Source organism: Bradyrhizobium sp. HKCCYLS3013 (genome assembly GCF_051167615.1).
GTDB lineage: Bacteria > Pseudomonadota > Alphaproteobacteria > Rhizobiales > Xanthobacteraceae > Bradyrhizobium.
Genome location: NZ_JBNPTK010000016.1, coordinates 1 through 14,262, shown reverse-complemented (window position 1 = coordinate 14,262; position 14,262 = coordinate 1). Strand labels below are relative to the sequence as shown.

Here is a 14,262-nt window from a genome sequence, read left to right as displayed (position 1 = left end):
CATTGGCTCGGCTCTCCAGCGGAGGCGCTCATGAAGATCGCGATCATCGGCGGCGGACCTGCCGGTCTCTATGCGGCGATATTGCTCAAGAAGCAGCGGCCCAGCGCCGACATCGCGGTCTACGAGCGCAACCGTGCCGACGATACGTTCGGCTTCGGCGTGGTGTTCTCGGACGCCACGCTCGACAATTTCGAGAAGCACGATCTGCCGAGCTACCAGCGGATCACCCAGGAGTTCGCCTACTGGGATGATATTGCCGTGCATTTCCGCGGCACGGTCCACCGGGTCGGCGGCAATGGTTTCTGCGGCTGCTCGCGCCGCACGCTGCTGCGCATCCTGCAGGAGCGAGCGCGCGAGCTGGGTGTGACCCTGCAGTTCGAGGTCGACCTCGAGGACGAGTCGCAATTCGCTGATGCGGATCTCCTGATCCTGTCGGATGGCATCAACAGCCGCTTCCGCCAGAAGTATGTCGATCACTTCCAGCCCGAGGTCGACCTGCGCGCCAACAAGTTCGCGTGGATGGGCTCGACCAAGCCGCTCGATGCCTTCACCTTCATCTTCCAGGAGACGGAGTGGGGCCCGTTCATTGCGCACGCCTATCAGTATGAGGCGGGGCACTCGACCTGGATATTCGAGACGGATCCCGAGACCTTCGAGCGCGCCGGCCTGACCGGGCTCGACGAGCGGCAGTCCGCCGATCGCATGAAGGAGATCTTCGGCTGGTTCCTCGGCGACCATCCGCTGCTGATCAACCGCTCGATGTGGCGCAATTTCCCGATGATCCGCAACAAGCGCTGGGTCAGGGACAACATGGTGCTGCTCGGTGACGCCAAGTCGACCGCGCATTTCTCGATCGGTTCGGGCACCAAGCTTGCGATGGAGGACGCGATCGCGCTGGCTGACGCCATGCAGCGCGCGCCCAACATTCCAGCGGCGCTCGATCTTTACGAGCATGGCCGGCGCGAGGAGGTCGAGAAGACCCAGCACGCCGCCGACGTGTCGCTGGTCTGGTTCGAGCATGTCGACCGCTTCTGGGATTTCGATCCGGTTCAGTTCGCGTTCGGCGTGATGACGCGCTCGAAAGCGATCACCTACGACAATCTCACTCTGCGCGCGCCGGACTTCGTGGCCGAGGTTGACAAGGCCTTCGCGCGCCAGGTCCGCGCCAAGGGTTTTGATGTCGATGTCGAGAAGCCCTTGGCGCCGATGTTCCAGCCGCTCAAGCTGCGCGAGATGACAATCGTGAACCGCGCGGTGCTGTCGCCGATGTGCATGTACTCGGCGGAGGAAGGTGTCCCTGGCGATTTCCACTTGGTGCATTACGGCTCGCGCGCGATCGGCGGCGCGGGTCTGCTGTTCACGGAGATGACCTGCGTCAGCCGCGGTGCCCGCATCACGCCCGGCTGCGCCGGTCTGTGGAACGACGCACAGGAGGCGGCGTGGACGCGCATCGTCGATTTCGTCCATGCGAACTCGCAGGCGAAGTTCGCGCTGCAGCTCGGCCACGCCGGCCGCAAAGGCGCGACCAAGCTGATGTGGGACGGCATCGACCGGCCGTTGGAGCAGGGCGGCTGGGACGTGGTGTCGGCGTCGCCATTGCCGTATTTCCCGGACAGCCAGGTGCCGCGCGAGCTCGACCGCCAGTCGATGGATGCGATCAAGACCGACTTCGTCGCTGCGGCCGAGCGCGGCAACCGCTGCGGATTCGACATGCTCGAACTGCACTGCGCCCACGGCTATCTGCTCGCGAGCTTCATCTCGCCGCTGACCAACAGGCGCACCGATGAGTACGGCGGCTCGCTGGAGAACCGGCTGCGCTTCCCGCTGGAAGTGTTCGCGGCGATGCGCGCGGCGTGGCCGGCGCACAAGCCGATGTCGGTGCGCATCTCCGCCACCGACTGGGCCGAGGGCGGCATCACTGGTGACGACGCGGTGCTGATCGCCCGCGCCTTCGGCGAGGCGGGCGTCGATCTCGTCGACGTCTCGACCGGGCAGACCGTGCGCGAGGCCAAGCCGATCTACGGCCGCATGTTCCAGACGCCGTTCTCGGACCAGGTCCGCAATGAGGCTGATGTCGCCACCATGTGCGTCGGTAACATCACTTCGGCCGACCAGGTCAATACCATCCTCGCCGCCGGCCGCGCCGATCTCGTCGCGCTCGGCCGTCCGCATCTGGTCGACCCCGCCTTCACGATGAAGGCCGCGGCCTGGTACGGCGCCGACATGTTCTGTCCACCGCAATATCTGCCGGGCAAGGAGCAGATCTTCCGCAACAGCGTCCGCGACCGGCAGGATTTCGAGGAGCTGAAGATTAAGGCTAAGCCGAAAACGCGGGCCGAGCTGAAGGCCGAGGCTGCGAAGCCGCTTGCGGCGGAGTGAGCCGCTGTGCAACGCTGCCGCCCGGTATGCGAAGTACGAGTGGAGTAGGGGACGATGAAGGCGATCATCGTAGGCGGCGGTATCGGCGGATTGACCACGGCTCTGATGCTGCGGGCGCGCGGCATCGACTGTGAGCTGTTCGAGCAGGCGGATGCAATCCGCGAGCTCGGTGTCGGCATCAACACCCTGCCGCACGCGATCCGCGAGCTCGCCCAGCTCGGGCTGCTCGACCGGCTCGACGAGGTCGCCATCCGGACCTATGAGCTGTTCTACCTGACCCGGCGCGGCCAGGAGGTCTGGCACGAGACCCGCGGGCTCGATGCCGGCCATGATGTGCCGCAATTCTCGATTCACCGCGGCCGTCTGCAGAGCGTGATCCATCAGGCGGTGATGCAGCGGCTCGGGCCTGAGAAGGTCCACACCGGCTGCCGGCTCGGCGCCTTCACCCAGGATGAGGGCGGGGTCACCGCGTATTTCTTCGACCGCACCGGCGCCCATGTCCACACCGCCCGCGGCGACGTGCTGATCGGCGCCGACGGCATCCATTCCAAGGTCCGGCAGACGCTGTTCCCGAACGAGGGCGCGCCGTGCTGGAACGGCCTGATGCTGTGGCGCGGCGCCACCGACTGGCCGGTGTTCCTGACCGGGCGTTCGATGATCATCGCCGGCGGCCTCAACGCCAAGGCGGTGATCTATCCGATCGCCGAGGGCTCGAGCCCCGCGAGCCGCCTCACCAACTGGGCCGTGCTGGTGCGCATCGGCGATGCCAACACCGCGCCGCCGCGGCGTGAGGACTGGTCGCGGCTCGGCAAGGCCGACGAGCTGATGCCGCATGTCAACGGCTTCTCCATTCCCCAGGTCGACTTCGCCGCGATGGTGCGGGCGACGCCGGAGTTCTGGGAATATCCCTGCTGCGACCGCGATCCCTTGCCTTACTGGTCGAGTGGCCGCGTCACGCTGCTGGGCGACGCCGCGCATCCGATGTACCCGGTCGGCTCCAACGGCGCCTCGCAGGCCATTCTCGATGCCCGAGCGCTCGCCGATGCCTTGGCCCGCTCCGAGCATCCGCGCCAGGCGCTGATGACCTATGAGCAGAAGCGGCTGCCGATGACGGCCGAGATCGTCGCGTCCAACCGTCGCGGCGGCCCCGAGGGCGTCATCGATGCCGTCGAGCAGCTCGCGCCGCAGGGGTTCAGCGACATCAACACCATCCTCAACTACGAAGCCCGCGAAGGCATCGTGCGCGGCTATGCCAGCCGGGCCGGCTTTGCCGCGCGGATGGTGACGCGGCAGGCGTCGTAAGTCAGCGTCGAGCACCGTTTTCCGGACTGCCCCTCACCCCAGCCCTCTCCCCGTAACAACGGGGAGAGGCAGCCGACTGCATTCTGTGGTATAGTTCGAACCCAAGCACCAGCCCGCCTCACGCCCCCGGAGGCGGGGGCAGGAAGTGGATGTTGTGCTCGGCGGCGAGCTTCACCACGTCGTCCGGGTTCTGCTCGCGCATGTTGTGGATCGCCCAGAACAGCTCGTAGAGCCGCCGCGTCGGCGACACCCAGAACAGCGTTTTGGCCGTCTGCTGCGACTTGTTGAAGATGCCGTGCGGCTTGCCCATCGGCAGCCGCACCGTGTCGCCGGCGGTGGCGTATTCCTCGGCGCCGTCGAGGAAGAAATCGAGCCGGCCTTCGAGGATGTAGAGATACTCGTCCTGGTCGGGATGGATGTGCGGCGGCACGAAGGTGCCGACCGGGAACGTCGCATGCCAGGAGAAGCTGTGCTCGGTGCGGTTCTTCGGCACGTAGACCTGGCCGAGGATGTTCCAGGAGATGCCCTGGATGCCCTCATTGGCCCGGGTGATGCCGGCGATTTCCGGATGGTTCATGTTGGTTTCGCTCCCTGTTGTTACTTGGCCGCGCAATCCTTGGCGTAGCGGTCGGCGTAGTTCTCGAACACCTTCTGCACGATTTCGGTCTGGAACTTGCCGTCGGGCCGCTTGGCGACCTTGGTCAGATAGAAGTCCTGGATCGGGTAGCCATTGGTGTTGAACTTGAAGTTGCCGCGCAGCGAGGCGAAATCGGCCTTCTTCAGCGCCGCGGCCACCGCATCTTTGTTGCTGAGGTCGCCATTGACCGCCTTCACGGCGCTGTCGATCAAAAGCGCGGCGTCATAGGCCTGCATGGCGTAGGTGCCGGGCACGCTGTTGTAGGCGGCCTCGTAGCCGGCGACGAACTTCTTGCTTTGCGGATTGTCGAAATTGGGCGCCCAGTTGGCGCCGCCGAACATTCCGACCGCGGCGTCCTGCTGCGCAGGCAGCGTGGATTCGTCGACCGTGAAGGCCGAGAGCACCGGAATGGTGTCGGCAAGGCCGGCCTGCTTGAACTGCTTGACGAGGTTCACGCCCATGCCACCCGGCATGAAAGTGAACACGGCGTCCGGCTTCTGCGAGGAGATCTTGGACAGCTCGGGCTGGAAATCGAGCGTGTTGAGGGGGACGTAGGATTCCTCGACGATCTCGCCCTTGTAGTCGAGCTTGAAGCCGGCGACGGAATCGCGCCCGGCCTGGTAGTTCGGAACCAGCAGATACATCTTCTTGTAGCCGCGGTCCTGCGCGACCTTGCCGAGAACGGCATGCACCTGGTCGTTCTGGTACGAGGTCACGTAGAAGTAGGGACTGCACTCCTTGCCGGCGTAGCTGGACGGACCGGCATTCGGGCTGATCAGGAAGGTCTTGTTCTCGGTGACCGGCCGGTGGATCGCCTGCAGCATGTTGGAGAAGATCGGACCGACGACGAAGTCGACCTTGTCACGCTCGAGCAGGCCCTTGACCTTGGTGATCGCGGCGTCCGGCTTGAGCTCGTCGTCGGCGACGACCACCTCGACGTCCTTGCCGCCCATCTTGCCGCCGAGGTCCTTGATGGCAAGGTTGAAGCCGTCGCGGACCTGGCCGCCGAGCGCGGCGGCGGGGCCGGAGAGGGTGACGATGACGCCGATCTTGATCTTGTCGGCGGCCAGCGTCGGCTGGGCGAGCAGGCTCGCAGCAATGCCAAGACCGACGCCGAGACCGGCCAGCTTCGAACTCATTTTCATGACAACTCCCCCGGGATGCGGAATTTCAGGTTTATGTTTTTTGCACCTGACCAAACGATGGGCCAGACCGCAGCTTGGTCACAAGCCTAGTCTGATGACGCCCTCAGCCGCAAGCGAGCTGCTTGCGGAAAGGGCAGTTTCGGCACGCATGCAAGCGCCGCGCCAATTGCTTGAAGGTTAAAGGAATTGCCGCCTCATCGTCCTGCGCAAAATGACGGTACATTTTTCCTTGCTCCCGGGAGGTCCTGAAGGTCAAACTCACGAGCCTCGCCAGACGAGGCTGAACGTGCCCAAGTGATTCCGTCATGACGCTTGATTCCGAGACCAAGGCCGTCGAGCTGCCCGAGGACCATGCCGAGGAGCTGCGGCTGTGGCTGCGCCTGCTCACCTGCACGACGCTGATCGAAGGCGAGATCCGCAGCCGGCTGCGTGAGCGTTTCGACGTGACCCTGCCGCGTTTCGACCTGATGGCGCAGCTCGACAAGGCGCCTGATGGCATGACCCTGTCCGACGTCTCCAAGCGCATGATGGTCTCGAACGGCAACGTCACCGGACTGGTCGAGCGCCTCGTCGAATCCGGCCATCTGGATCGCCGCACCTCCGACACCGACCGCCGCGTCCAGGTGATCCGGCTGACCAAGCTCGGTCGCGCCGAATTCCGCAAGATGGCGGCCGAGCACGAGACCTGGATCGCGGATATCTTCGGCGATCTCTCGGAGAAAGACGTGCGCGAGTTGATGCGGCTGCTCGCCAAGACCAAGGGGTCGGCGCAGAAGGCCGTGCAGCGCCGGCAGGATTGAAGCGGGCCTGACAGGACGTCGCAGGCCACGCTGCCACGCGCGGCAAACGCTCAAACAATTTGCGGGCAGTGCACAATCTTCGGCTCTCCTCGGCTCTTGCGTCCAGATGTTTTAAGTCTAAAATGTTTAGGACTGAAACGTGCCGGGCGTTCTTCCCTTCAGACAGGAGCGTGTGATGGCCACTGCCGCCAAGGTTCAGCAGCCGGAGAGCGCCGGTGCGCATGCGCACAGCGCCCACGTCGACACCTTCGCCCAGGACAATCTGCCGCCGCGCGAGCTGTGGCCTGACTTCGTCTTCAGCCGGCCCGAATTCCAGTATCCGCCGCGGCTGAACTGCGTGACGCATTTCGTCGATCGCTGGGTGAATGAGGGGCGGGGCGATGCGCCGTGCATCATCAGCGCTGACATCGGCTACACGTATCGTGAGCTGCAGGCCCTGGTGAACAGGATCGCCAACGTCCTGGTCGGCAAGCTCGGCCTCGTGCCCGGCGGCCGCGTGCTGCTCCGCTCCGCCAACAATCCGATGATGGTTGCCACCTATCTGGCCGTCATCAAGGCCGGCGGCATCGTGGTCGCCACCATGCCGCTGCTGCGCGCCAAAGAGCTGTCCTATCCGATCCAGAAGGCGCAGATCGCGCTGGCCTTGTGCGATGGCAAGCTCGCCGACGAGATGGAAAAGACCCGGCCGATCGCGCCGGCGCTGAAGCAGGTGGTCTATTGGGGCAACGGCCAGCCCAGCGCGCTGGAAGCGCTGATCGCCGATGCCAGCCCGGAGTTCACCGCAGTCGACACCGCCTCCGACGATCTCTGCTTGATCGCCTTCACTTCCGGTACGACCGGCGATCCCAAGGGCACCATGCATTTTCACCGCGACATGCTCGCAGTGTGCGACGGCTACGCCCGCAACGTGCTGCGCGCCAGCCAGAGCGACCGCTTCATCGGTACCGCACCGCTCGCCTTCACCTTCGGCTTCGGCGGCGTGCTGTTTCCGATGCATATCGGGGCATCCTATGTCGTGCTGGAAAAGACCTCGCCGGACGATCTGCTCGCGGCCATCGAGCGCACCAAGGCCACGATCTGCTTCACGGCGCCGACCGCCTATCGGGCGATGCTGAGCAAGCTCGAGGGGCGCGACATCTCCTCGCTGCGCAAATGCGTTTCCGCCGGTGAGACCCTGCCGAAGCCGACCTTCGACGCCTGGCTGAAGGCGACCGGGCTGAAGCTGATGGACGGCATCGGCTCGACCGAGATGCTGCACATCTTCATCAGCGCCATCGAGGACGAGATCCGCCCCGGCGCCACCGGCAAGCCGGTGCCGGGCTACGAGGCCAAGATCGTCGACGACGAGGGCCGCGACGTGCCGCCGGGCACGATGGGGCGGCTCGCAGTGCGCGGTCCCACCGGCTGCCGCTATCTCGCCGACGAGCGTCAGCGCAAATATGTTCAGAACGGCTGGAACGTCACCGGCGATACCTATGTGATGGATGAGGACGGCTACTTCTGGTATCAGTCGCGCTCCGATGACATGATCGTCTCGTCCGGCTACAACATCGCCGGCACCGACGTCGAGGCGGCGCTGCTGACGCACGCGGCTGTCGCCGAATGCGGCGTTGTCGGTGCTCCCGACGACGCGCGCGGCATGGTCGTGAAGGCCTATGTCGTGCTGGCGCCGGGAGCCGAAGGCACGCCGGCGCTGGTGGCCGAACTGCAGGAGCATGTCAAACGCGAGATCGCACCGTACAAATATCCGCGTGCGATCGAGTTCGTGACACAGTTGCCCAAGACCGAGACCGGCAAGCTGAAGCGCTTTGCCCTGCGGCAGCTGGCGCAAGGCGTGGCCGCGCCGCCGTCCGGCGCTGACAATCGATAAGGAGGCACAGTCGTGAGCACGACCAAGGCGCCCACGCTGGCCGTGGTGAAGCAGGATGAGGCCGAGGGCATGCGCGTGCTGCAGCCGAGCGGCTGGCCGATGCCAAAGGGCTATGCCAACGGCATCAGCGCCGAGGGGCGCATCGTCGTCACCGGCGGCGTGATCGGCTGGGACGCGAGCGAGACGCTCGCCGACGGCTTCGTCGCGCAGGTGCGGCAGGCGCTGGAAAACATCTCCGCAATCCTGGCCGAGGGCCATGCGCGTCCGGAGCACCTGGTGCGCCTGACCTGGTATGTCGTCGACATGGATGAGTATCTCGGCCATCTGAAGGAGCTTGGGAAGATCTATCGCGAGATCTTTGGCAGTCATTATCCCGCGATGGCCCTGGTGCAGGTCGTCAGGCTGGTCGAGAAGGCCGCGCGGGTGGAGATCGAGGCGACTGCGGTGGTGCCGCGCTGAGGGCGGGTGCTGCCGGCAGGGGCCCGTCTTTGATCGGTCGAATCTGGAATATGACATCGCGCTCTCGCGGCTGGTCGGCCCGAGCTTTGCTGGTCGATCACCCCCGGCGAAAATCGAGGGCGCAGGGAAGGCCGGGTGTCCACCACACCCGCGGCCCCCGTGCGATCAAAAATGCACGGGGCAGGAACCACAGGTGGGCCGAACATGCCGGCCTTCCCTGCGCGATGTTTGACGGCTTATACGTGGTCTCCCTGGTGCGCCGGGCTTGTTGGCCACCTCCGCGCGAGGCGAAGCCTCGTCGCGTTCGCGACAACGCGCGTAGCGCGTTGCGCGGGTGATACCAGCGTCGGGGTATCAGGACATCACGACTTCACCGTACGCCACGACATCACTCGTCCGCGCAACAAGCGCATGATGCAACGGCGTCCACCGCAGCCTGCCCCACGTATCGTGACGACGCGTACGCCCCTCTTCGCCGGATCAGGTTGGGCGCAAGCATCGTCGTGATTTGCCCGACGACACAAGGCTCGAGCGCTGCGACATGGTAACGCGACGGGCAGTCACACAGCACATCACAGTTCGCAGGCATTGCGCTTCGTTCGTCGAACAATTGTGGTCGTCTGATGCGCCCTCTGTCGAACGATGGACGCGGGATCGCCATGTCGCGGCCACCAACCTGTTCGAGCGTGGCCGCCCAGGGGCGGATGAGAGCAGGGGGTGGACTTGGATTGGAAACTCTTCGTGGCGACGGCGCTGGCCGCCGGCATCGGCGCTGCGGCCGGCGCGCTGGCATTGGCGAGCGTCGGTGGCGGCGGCATCGAGCATCAGGCCGATGCCAAGATGCTGGAGATCGGCGTCGCCATTCTGCGCGAGCCGGCGCGGGTGGATGACGATCCGATGCGGTCGTGGGCGGTGCGCGTGGTGGAGAAGAAGTCGGGGGTGAGTTTTACGGACCAGCAGCGTGCGGCATTGTTGAAGCGGGCGGCGGGGGCAAGGTAGCTCCGCCGACGGTGCGTAGGGTGGGCAAAGGCGCGCCCGCAATGCGATTGTTTGTCCGTGTTACATGTTCGCGCCATGCCCGCCGTCTTGCGCGGATGGACTGTCGGTGGGCACGCCATCGCGCGGCTTGCGCCGCACGACGGCTTTGCCACCCTACGAATTTTCGGCGTCATGGTGAGAAGCGCAGCGACGAAGCAATCCAGAGTCCTTGCTCCATCCCTGGATTGCTTGCTTCGCTCGCAATGACGGGGTGAGAGCGGTGGCCTACTGATAGGCCGAGACGATGTCGCTCACGGCGCGCTCGAGCTGCTGGGCCGTTGCGCAGGGGCGGACGACGTTGCAGAAGGTCTGGTAGCGCGGCATCTCTGAATCGCCCCAGCCCCAGGTCATGCGGCCCTCTGGATTGAGCCACACCACGCGCTTGGCGCGCTCCGAGATCGCTTTCAGGATGTCGGCGCGCGGGGCGAGCTTGTTGCTGCGGGCATCACCCAGAATGATCACGGTGGTCTGCGGCGTCACCGAGGCCATGAACTGCTTCTCGAAATCGACCAGCGACGAGCCGTAGTCGGACGAGCCGAAGCCGACCTTGTGCATGATCTCGGCCATGGCCTCCTCGGCCGGCTTCTGCTCCAGGATCTCGCTGACCTCGATCAGGTGGCCGGAGAATGCGAACGAGCGGACGTCGCTGACGACGTCGTGCAGGCTGTGGATCAGCAGCAGGAAGAAGTCCGAGACGCGGGCGACCGAGCCGGAGACGTCGCACAGCGCGACGATCTTCGGGCGGTCGCGGTGCCGTCGCTTCCACGCGGTGAGGAAGGGCACGCTGCCCCAGGCGGCGTTGCGGCGGAGCGTGCGGCGGACGTCGAGATGGCCGCGGCGCTGGCGCTTGCGCGGCTTCGCATAGCGCTCGCGCAGGCGGCGCGCGATCTGCCGGATCAGCGCCCGCATCGCCGCGACCTGGCGCGGCTCGATGCGCGAGAGCTGGGCATTGCGCAGGATCTCGTGGCGCAGATTCTCGGTCTCTTCTCGGCCGTACAGCGCCAGCGCCTGCGCGACGGCATCGCGCACGGTGTCGCGCAGGCCGTCGAGCCCGGCCTGCAGCCGCTCCGCCAATGACGGATTGGTTTCGGTGAGCGTATCCAGATCGTCGCGCAGCCGCTGGATGCCCATCGTCTCCAGCATGCGGCTGGAGAACAGGCCGCGCTGGGTGAAGTAGCGGATCTCCGACAGCCCGACGGCGCTGGACGCGTTGGCGATCGCGGCCGAGATGTCAGCCGTGTTCTGCGTCAGCAGCATCTGGGCGAGGGGCCCAAGCTCGGCATCCGCCTCGGCGCCGGCCGGCTGTCCCGATGATGGCGGAGCTGCCTGGGCCTCCTTCGACGCCGCGTCCTGCCGCGTCTCGTCATCCGCCTCGGCCTGCGCCGGATCGACATGGGCGAAGAACAGGTCGAAGCAGGCGCCGAGCGCCTTCTTCTCGTCCTCGCTCTTGGCGAGCGTCAGCAGCAGGCTGTCGCGCAGCACCGTGCGGTCGGCGAGACCGACGCTCGCCACCGCGCGCATGGCGTCGATGCTCTCGGCCGGCGAGACGTGCACGCCGGCGCCGCGCGCCGCCCGGAAGAACCGATGCAGGTTCTCCTGCATGGCGCCTACCCGAAGATGTTCTGTCGCTGCGCCTTGGCGACGAAGGTCGTCACCTGCGGCAGCGCGACCTCGATGTCCGATTCGTATTTCAGCAGCACGTTGAGCGTGTCCTTGACCACCTCGTGGTCGAGTTCAGCGGCCTGCAGCAGCACCAGCACGCGCGCCCAATCGATGGTCTCGCTCACCGAAGGCTGCTTCTTCAGGTCGAGCGTCCTGACGTCGTGGATGAAGGCCACGAGCTGCCGGCGCAGATTCTGCGCGATGCCGGGCACGCGGCTCTCGACGATGCGCTCCTCCAGCTTCTGCTCGGGGAAGCCGATGTGCAGATGCAGGCAGCGCCGCTTGAGCGCGTCGCCGAGATTGCGCTCGGAGTTGGAGGTCAGGATCACCGTCGGCGGCTTTGCGGCGGCGATGCTGCCGAGCTCGGGGATCGTAACCTGGAAATCGGAGAGGATCTCCAGCAGCAGCGATTCGAACTCGGCGTCGGATTTGTCGATCTCGTCGATCAGCAGTACGCAACCGTTTGGCTCGAGCAGCGCCTGCAGCAGCGGCCGCGGCTCGACGAACTCCTTGGAGAAGAACACGTCGCCGAAATCATGCAGCTGGCCGAGCGCGGCATGCAAGGTCTGGGCGCCGCCGAGCACCTCGCCGAGCTTGTCCTTCAGGATCTGGGTGTAGAGCAGCTGCTTGGCGTATTTCCACTCGTACAGCGCCTTGGCCTCGTCGAGACCCTCATAGCATTGCAGCCGGATCATCTTCAGGCCGCGCCAGGCGGCGATCGCCTTGGCGAGCTCGGTCTTGCCGACGCCGGCCGGCCCCTCGACCAGGATCGGCTTGTCGATCGCCTGCGACAGGTAGACGGCGGTGGCGATCTGGCGGCTGGCGATATAGCCCTGCGCGGCGAGGCCGGCTTCGACGGCCGCGATCGAGGCGATGGCTGAAGGGGAGGCCGGGGAATCAGCCACTGACGAAACTCCGTTTCCTGGTATCAGGACCCGGCGCAGATGTGATCGGCGTTCCGGTCCCTGGACGTTGGCATCAGGGCGAAAACCCTGACTTTTCCTCGCATTGTGTTATGTCCTGGCTACGCGCACCCGGCAGCCCTGTCCAGTGCGTGCGTGGGTGCCCAAGCCGCATGGCTGCCGGTCGCCAGCGGACGGACCGAGAACCTCCTCCTGTAAATCACGCCGAGCGGAATATGAACCGATCCATCCTGCATCTCCTCGTCCTGCTGGTCCTCGTGGTCGGAGGCGGCTGGATCATCGGCGCCTCCAACATGCCCGGCGCCTGGTACGGCTCGCTCAACAAGCCCTGGTTCACCCCGCCGGGCTGGCTGTTTCCGATCGCCTGGACCGTGCTCTACATCATGATTGCGGTCGCCGGCTGGCGCACCTATGAGCGGGTCGAAAGCGGCGCCGTGATGCAGGTGTGGTGGGGACAGCTGGTGCTGAACTTCGCCTGGTCGCCGGTGTTCTTCACCGCGCATCTGATGTGGGTCGCGTTCGCGATCATCGCCAGCATGTTCGTGCTGATCGTGATCTTCATCGTGATGCAATGGCGCGAGGATCGGATCGCCGCGTTGCTGTTCGTGCCCTATGCGTGTTGGGTAGGGTTTGCGTCGGTGCTGAATTTTTCGGTGAACGTGTTGAATTGAGATGAGGCGGGTTTGATGAAAGCTCGCTGTCAGATGAGAACAACGGTGCGCTCCCTCTCCCCGTTCTTACGGGGAGAGGGTTGGGGTGAGGGGCAGCCGCGCGGGGGGTGTTCGCGGATAGACCTGTACCCCCTCACCCGGATTGGATCTGACGATGCAATCCGACCTCTCAGCGCGAGCGAAGCTCGTCGCGGCCCCGCAAGCGGGGCGAGGTTGCAGCGCGCTTGCGGCTCCGAGTTCGCGTCACACCACGGGCATTCGCGGGGCCACCGCCCATGAACCTCAAGCAGCTCGAATACTTCGTCCAGGTCGCCGAGCTCGGCTCGTTCAGCAAGGCCGCGTCCGTGCTCGACGTGGCGCAGCCGGCGCTGTCGCGGCAGGTGCGGGCGCTGGAATCGGAATTGAAGCAGCAGCTGTTCGCGCGCAACGGGCGCGGCGTCGAACTGACTGAAGCGGGGAAGCGGCTGCTCGACCACAGCGTCGGCGTGCTGCAGCTGGTGGCGCATGCGCGCGAGGATCTCGGCGCCAGCCGCGATGCGCCGGTCGGCCGCGTCACCATCGGCCTGCCGCCGAGCATCGCGCGGCAATTGACCTTGCCGCTGATCGACCGCTTCCGGAAGGAATATCCGGCCGCGCGCCTCGCCGTGGTCGAGGGCCTGTCGACGCATGTGGTCGAGTGGGTCACCACGGGCCGCATCGATGTCGGCATGGTCTACAATCCGGAAGCCCAGGCCGGTATCGAGATCACGCCGGTGCTGCAGGAGCCGCTCGCCCTCGTCAGCCACGCGCCGAAGGGCAAGCGCCGCGTCACCGCGCCGCTGCCGATGGCCGAGCTGTCGCGCTACAGCCTGATCATGCCGGAGCGGGTGCACGCGATGCGGCGCCTGCTGGAGACGCAGGCCGCGCTCGCCGGGATCAAGCTCGACATCGCCTGGGAGGTGTCGAGCGTGCCCTCGATCATCGATCTCGTCTGCGCCGGCTACGGCCACGCGGTGCTGACCCCGAGCGGCGTCGCCGCCTCGGGCCGCGCCGGCGAACTCGCGATCCGGCCCCTGACCGAGCCGGCCCCGACAAGCGTGCTGTGCTTCGTCACCTCGGCGCACAAGCGCCCGACGCCGCTGGCGCAGCAGACGATCAAGCTGGCGACCGCGTTGATCAGGAAGCTGCCGCGCTGAGCGCTGCGTCAGTTCGGTTCGGGCGGCGCCATTGTCCCCTGGAGGTTCAAGGCGGGCATGTGAAGATATCGGACTCCTGGGACGAGCAACCCCGCCAGTGAGTTACTCCGTCATGCCCGGGCTCGTCCCACGGCTGTCCGGTTCAGCTTCCGCATATTGCGAGGCTCAACTGTTGTGGGTTTTTGGCAAGTTGGGGTGGCC

The 14,262-nt window shown here is 65.7% G+C and carries 12 protein-coding genes; 8 read left to right on the top strand and 4 right to left on the bottom strand.

Annotated features, from left to right (window positions below; translation table 11 throughout):
• Window positions 1-30 precede the first annotated feature (30 nt).
• Together ACQR1F_RS25005 and ACQR1F_RS25000 are read left to right on the top strand one after the other, a co-directional pair.
• Complete coding sequence (locus ACQR1F_RS25005; RefSeq protein ID WP_434839766.1) at window positions 31-2,379, top strand: bifunctional salicylyl-CoA 5-hydroxylase/oxidoreductase; 2,349 nt, start codon at window positions 31-33, stop codon at window positions 2,377-2,379.
• Between the two features lie 54 nt (window positions 2,380-2,433).
• A complete protein-coding gene (locus ACQR1F_RS25000; RefSeq protein ID WP_316238985.1) occupies window positions 2,434-3,681 on the top strand; it encodes a flavin-dependent oxidoreductase in 1,248 nt (415 codons plus the stop codon).
• 118 nt (window positions 3,682-3,799) lie between these two features.
• Here ACQR1F_RS25000 and ACQR1F_RS24995 read toward each other — a convergent pair whose 3' ends face one another.
• Window positions 3,800-4,258 (bottom strand): cupin domain-containing protein, encoded by a 459-nt coding sequence (locus ACQR1F_RS24995; protein ID WP_315751999.1) that lies wholly within the window; start codon window positions 4,256-4,258, stop codon window positions 3,800-3,802.
• A 20-nt stretch (window positions 4,259-4,278) separates the two neighbouring features.
• Window positions 4,279-5,463: an ABC transporter substrate-binding protein gene (locus tag ACQR1F_RS24990; RefSeq protein ID WP_316183228.1), complete on the bottom strand. Its 1,185-nt coding sequence runs from the start codon at window positions 5,461-5,463 to the stop codon at window positions 4,279-4,281.
• 305 nt (window positions 5,464-5,768) lie between these two features.
• Between ACQR1F_RS24990 and ACQR1F_RS24985 the strand changes: the two genes are divergently transcribed.
• The 4 genes from ACQR1F_RS24985 (at window position 5,769) to ACQR1F_RS24970 (ending at window position 9,591) form a co-directional block, all read left to right on the top strand.
• Window positions 5,769-6,263 carry a MarR family winged helix-turn-helix transcriptional regulator gene (locus ACQR1F_RS24985; protein WP_434886962.1) on the top strand — a complete coding sequence of 165 codons (495 nt, stop codon included), beginning with the start codon at window positions 5,769-5,771 and terminating at the stop codon, window positions 6,261-6,263.
• A 175-nt stretch (window positions 6,264-6,438) separates the two neighbouring features.
• Window positions 6,439-8,133: a benzoate-CoA ligase family protein gene (locus tag ACQR1F_RS24980; RefSeq protein ID WP_434914041.1), complete on the top strand. Its 1,695-nt coding sequence runs from the start codon at window positions 6,439-6,441 to the stop codon at window positions 8,131-8,133.
• Between the two features lie 12 nt (window positions 8,134-8,145).
• A complete protein-coding gene (locus ACQR1F_RS24975; protein WP_315802423.1) occupies window positions 8,146-8,592 on the top strand; it encodes a RidA family protein in 447 nt (148 codons plus the stop codon).
• Window positions 8,593-9,315: 723 nt separating this feature from the next.
• Window positions 9,316-9,591, top strand: a complete 276-nt coding sequence (locus ACQR1F_RS24970; RefSeq protein ID WP_434914040.1) for a hypothetical protein — start codon at window positions 9,316-9,318, stop codon at window positions 9,589-9,591.
• Window positions 9,592-9,855: 264 nt separating this feature from the next.
• On the opposite strand, the gene ACQR1F_RS24965 is transcribed toward ACQR1F_RS24970, so the two are convergent.
• The gene (locus ACQR1F_RS24965; protein WP_316218457.1) at window positions 9,856-11,232 is read right to left on the bottom strand and encodes a vWA domain-containing protein; all 1,377 of its coding nucleotides are present in this window, start codon (window positions 11,230-11,232) and stop codon (window positions 9,856-9,858) included.
• A 5-nt stretch (window positions 11,233-11,237) separates the two neighbouring features.
• A complete protein-coding gene (locus tag ACQR1F_RS24960; RefSeq protein WP_434898292.1) occupies window positions 11,238-12,197 on the bottom strand; it encodes an AAA family ATPase in 960 nt (319 codons plus the stop codon).
• Between the two features lie 275 nt (window positions 12,198-12,472).
• Between ACQR1F_RS24960 and ACQR1F_RS24955 the strand changes: the two genes are divergently transcribed.
• Both ACQR1F_RS24955 and ACQR1F_RS24950 read left to right on the top strand, forming a co-directional pair.
• A complete protein-coding gene (locus tag ACQR1F_RS24955) occupies window positions 12,473-12,886 on the top strand; it encodes a TspO/MBR family protein (protein WP_315802546.1) in 414 nt (137 codons plus the stop codon).
• 275 nt (window positions 12,887-13,161) lie between these two features.
• Complete coding sequence (locus tag ACQR1F_RS24950) at window positions 13,162-14,061, top strand: LysR family transcriptional regulator (RefSeq protein WP_315802427.1); 900 nt, start codon at window positions 13,162-13,164, stop codon at window positions 14,059-14,061.
• Window positions 14,062-14,262 lie beyond the last annotated feature (201 nt).

Coding starts and splice junctions, on each gene's coding strand:
- ACQR1F_RS25005 (WP_434839766.1), top strand. CDS start 31: ATGAAGATCGCGATCATCGGCGGCGGACCTGCCGGTCTCTATGCGGCG.
- ACQR1F_RS25000 (WP_316238985.1), top strand. CDS start 2,434: ATGAAGGCGATCATCGTAGGCGGCGGTATCGGCGGATTGACCACGGCT.
- ACQR1F_RS24995 (WP_315751999.1), bottom strand. CDS start 4,258: ATGAACCATCCGGAAATCGCCGGCATCACCCGGGCCAATGAGGGCATC.
- ACQR1F_RS24990 (WP_316183228.1), bottom strand. CDS start 5,463: ATGAAAATGAGTTCGAAGCTGGCCGGTCTCGGCGTCGGTCTTGGCATT.
- ACQR1F_RS24985 (WP_434886962.1), top strand. CDS start 5,769: ATGACGCTTGATTCCGAGACCAAGGCCGTCGAGCTGCCCGAGGACCAT.
- ACQR1F_RS24980 (WP_434914041.1), top strand. CDS start 6,439: ATGGCCACTGCCGCCAAGGTTCAGCAGCCGGAGAGCGCCGGTGCGCAT.
- ACQR1F_RS24965 (WP_316218457.1), bottom strand. CDS start 11,232: ATGCAGGAGAACCTGCATCGGTTCTTCCGGGCGGCGCGCGGCGCCGGC.
- ACQR1F_RS24950 (WP_315802427.1), top strand. CDS start 13,162: ATGAACCTCAAGCAGCTCGAATACTTCGTCCAGGTCGCCGAGCTCGGC.